Source organism: Komagataeibacter oboediens, assembly GCF_003207815.1.
Classification (GTDB): domain Bacteria; phylum Pseudomonadota; class Alphaproteobacteria; order Acetobacterales; family Acetobacteraceae; genus Komagataeibacter; species Komagataeibacter oboediens.
This window is the reverse complement of the sequence record NZ_NKTX01000134.1, coordinates 1-3,260: the sequence shown is the minus strand read 5'-3', so window position 1 is coordinate 3,260 and position 3,260 is coordinate 1. Positions and strand designations below refer to the sequence as shown.

Annotated in this window: 4 protein-coding genes and 1 pseudogene; 2 read left to right on the top strand and 3 right to left on the bottom strand. The window is 50.0% G+C overall.

Going from position 1 to position 3,260, the window contains the following annotated elements; all coding sequences use genetic code 11:
- Positions 1 to 1,273, bottom strand: a 1,273-nt coding sequence (locus tag CFR80_RS17430; protein ID WP_110507801.1) for a MobA/MobL family protein, incomplete at its 3' end; no start/stop codon positions are given.
- A 179-nt stretch (positions 1,274 to 1,452) separates the two neighbouring features.
- On the opposite strand from CFR80_RS17430, the gene CFR80_RS17425 reads away from it, so the two are divergent.
- Together CFR80_RS17425 and CFR80_RS19070 are read left to right on the top strand one after the other, a co-directional pair.
- Complete coding sequence (locus CFR80_RS17425) at positions 1,453 to 1,902, top strand: conjugal transfer protein TraD (RefSeq protein ID WP_110507800.1); 450 nt, start codon at positions 1,453 to 1,455, stop codon at positions 1,900 to 1,902.
- A gap of 1 nt (position 1,903) precedes the next feature.
- A complete protein-coding gene (locus CFR80_RS19070; RefSeq protein WP_146221697.1) occupies positions 1,904 to 2,179 on the top strand; it encodes a hypothetical protein in 276 nt (91 codons plus the stop codon).
- A gap of 109 nt (positions 2,180 to 2,288) precedes the next feature.
- Here the strand turns inward: CFR80_RS19070 and CFR80_RS17420 are convergent, their stop codons facing one another.
- On the bottom strand, positions 2,289 to 2,792 hold the full coding sequence (locus CFR80_RS17420) for a helix-turn-helix domain-containing protein (RefSeq protein WP_110507799.1): 504 nt from the start codon (positions 2,790 to 2,792) through the stop codon (positions 2,289 to 2,291).
- 196 nt (positions 2,793 to 2,988) lie between these two features.
- Positions 2,989 to 3,260 (bottom strand): annotated as a pseudogene (locus tag CFR80_RS17415) (MobA/MobL family protein); the annotation flags it as partial.

Below are 3,260 nucleotides of genomic sequence, written 5' to 3'. Positions count from 1 at the left end.
CCAGTCGGAAGTTAAACTCCCTGAGTTTGCGAGACAGATCGAACGCCTTGTCCTTCTCGGATTTCTTGCGCTCTTTCCAGTAATTTTGGGCATTTTCTGCATCATCCAGAGCCTTGAAGGTCTTGATCCCGGCTCTGTGTAAGCCGGTCTGGAAACGGTGATTTTCTTCTAGCGCCTTCGCCCTATCCGCTTCTTTGCGTTCCTCATGCTCGGCCTTCGCAATGCTGGCCTCGGTCACGCTCTGCTCTTTGGTAGCGGCATCTTTCTTCTGCGCCAGGTCTCGATAGTCCGGGTCCGCCTGGACAAACTTTTCTGTCCGGTCACGGATCTCGGTTTCGATCTTGGGTAACAAGGCTGCCAGTTCACTCTCCGCCATATGCGGATAAGGATTGGCGAGACGGTCCGCGATTTCCTTTTGGCGTTCATCCTCGGCTCGCTTCTGCCGGGCAATCGCCTCTTGGCGTTCTTCCTCTTTGGCGGCTTTGAGAATTTCCAGCGTTTCAATACGGTCCGCAGTCGGCCGCACAAAAAGACGCACGTTCGGCTCGGTCTCCAGAAAGTCCCGCCTCGCCTCTCGAAACTCGATGATATCCGCTTTTGCGTCGCCCCGGCTCCACTCACTCGGAAGCATCTTGGGTTCTGGGGCGCCATGTCGCAGCGGATGATTCGGCTTCATGCTGATCCGCTGTTTCGTATCAGCCGCCCGAAGGTGCCGGTTGCATAAGACTTCCCATCGGTGCCGGAGAGCCTTCAACTCGTCTCGGCGCTCCGCATACTGCTTGCCGGTATTCGCTTTCTTGGCCCCGCCCTTCTCTGGGGCCTTGCTGTTGTACCGCTTGAAAAGCTGTCCCGGCTCCCGCTCGATACCGTCCATCGTCCGCTCTGAAAACATCAGGTGAGCGTGGGGCTGTTCGCCGCCATCAGCAGCGCGGGGAGAATGAATGGCCCACTGATAGGCATGACGGGTGCCTATCTCCTGCTTCACCCACTCCTGAATGAGACGCTGCTTCTGATCGTCATTCAGTTCACGAGGAAGGGCGATCTCCATCTCTCGATAGGTCGTGCCGTTCTCCCGCTCGAACGTGTCAGCAGCCTTCCAGAAGGAAGAAGGATCAGACTGCGCCCAACCCGGCATGTTCCCGGTTCCGATGGCGACCAGTCTTTCACCTGTTTCGAGGCGATGCTGATACTTCCCTGTCCGTGCGATGTAAGCGGCATGAGGGCTGGCCTTCCCCTTCGCTCCAACCTTCATCGACAAACGGCCAATCGCCACAACATCTTCCTTTAGAGTTCAAACGGGTTTTAAGGGGAAACCCCTTAACGTGCTGTTTCTCATTTATGAGAAACGTCTAAGCGCGCCTTCCTCAATAGGAAGGATAAATATCATAGTCGGAATTATCTACAAAATGATGCTAGAATGGTGATTATTTGCCAAAGAAAAAAGGTATCGTCATGAATGATAAATGGCTCATCGAACGGATTGAGCATATCAAAAACAAGAAGTCGCCATCAGACCAACAGCGCCTCTTGGTCCTTCTCATGGAGAAGGACGATAAAACGCCAAAAGAAGAACAGGATTTCAAAGCACTCGTTCGGGCTGAAAAAGCTGTCGCACGTTTAGAAAAAGCCGCTGAGAAGGTCGCCAGTAGCAAGACCAAGGTTTCCAAAATTCTCAAGGCTGAACGCAGCGCCAAAGAGAAAGCCAGAACGCACGAACTGATTAAATCAGCCGGGCTGCTCATTATGGCTGGACTTGTTGATAGCATTACTGGGAAAATCTTATGGGACCCAGAAGAGCTTTTAGGTGCTTTAAGTTCAATGTCTGAAGCTCAAATTGACCTTTCCAAAAAAAGTCTCTGGAAAGAAAAAGGGGCGGCACTTTTACAAAAAAGGATTAAATGAAATGACTAAAATATACTTCCATACAAGAGAAAAAAGTCTGTTTGAAACCTTAAAAAGAGATTTTAATAATTCATTTGACGAAAATGGAAATAAAAATTCTTTATCTTCAACTATAGAATCAATTTATCAAAAACCAATTAAGGATTTCGATCCATTTAGAACGACAAATTCTTCAAATTCAGTAGAAGAACAATATTACTGTATAGAATATACAAATAAAAAATTTGATGATTTTCTTATAAGCAAAAAATTCATATTTTCTTATGAAGCCCCTTAAATTCTTTCCCAAAAAGGAATGGGTCTGTCAGTTAGGTCAGACCTCTCCCATCTGCTCCTTCTTCCTGAGCAATTTTTGTCCTGTCAGTTAGGTGATTCAGGTCTGTCAGTTAGGTCTGCCAGCTCGCAATGGCTGCTAGCAGTTCCTCCCGTGTGCGTTCGGGAGGCTGTGGCTCTGGATATCGTCGTTCAAAACTAGGGATAGATATATTTTTAGCCACCTTCTCTGACATTCTGTCAGTTAGGTGAGAAACACCTTTCCAAAGCGCCCGGGACATATGCTTCCCTGCCTCTCTAAGCTGGTCTGAGGCTGTCACAATCAATCGGTAGGAATTACTCGTCCGCACCTTCTTGCCGCCCTGTACGACCGTTCTATGGGTTCTGACGACCAATCCAAGAGCATAAGCCCGTTCAAGAGCGCGAATGACCGTTCGCTCCGAGCGTTTACAAGCTTGAGCGATCGTCGCATGGCTCGGAAACAGGCCCGAACGGCCAAGGAACGTCGCAAGCGTCATCAGGACAGATTTATGAGAGATCGTCAGCTTCCCCTCGAAATAGAGGTTGTTCACTTGCTGACGGAAAGAATGCTTCAGGGAGATGATATTTTGGGTCACTGGTCGTTCTTTCGAACCAGTCAGCCTATCTTCTCTTGAGGGGAAACCCGAAACTGGGTTATCTCTTACCCCTCGGAAGTAGCAGGCCCACTGGGTAGTAGCTGTGGGTTTGTTGGAAGGCTCGGTGTTGTCGCACCGGGCCTTCCCCGTTTCTGGGGCTACAATCCGCCTGATTGACGCCAAAGGCAAGCCCCTATCACCGCCCCCGGCTTTTCCCTCGTTCCTGCCGTCGTTCTCTGCGCTCGGCCTGTTCGCGGGCATAGCGTTCCAGCTTCTTCGCCTTCAATGCCTCCCGGATAACCTCGGCTTTCTTGCGAAGATCGGCCAATTCCCTTTTGGCGGCTTCAATCAAACGATCCCGCAACAGGTCCAGTCGGAAGTTAAACTCCCTGAGTTTGCGAGACAGATCGAACGCCTTGTCCTTCTCGGATTTCTTGCGCTCTTTCCAGTAATTTTGGGCATTTTCTG

Coding starts and splice junctions, on each gene's coding strand:
- CFR80_RS19070 (WP_146221697.1), top strand. CDS start 1,904: ATGACTAAAATATACTTCCATACAAGAGAAAAAAGTCTGTTTGAAACC.
- CFR80_RS17425 (WP_110507800.1), top strand. CDS start 1,453: ATGAATGATAAATGGCTCATCGAACGGATTGAGCATATCAAAAACAAG.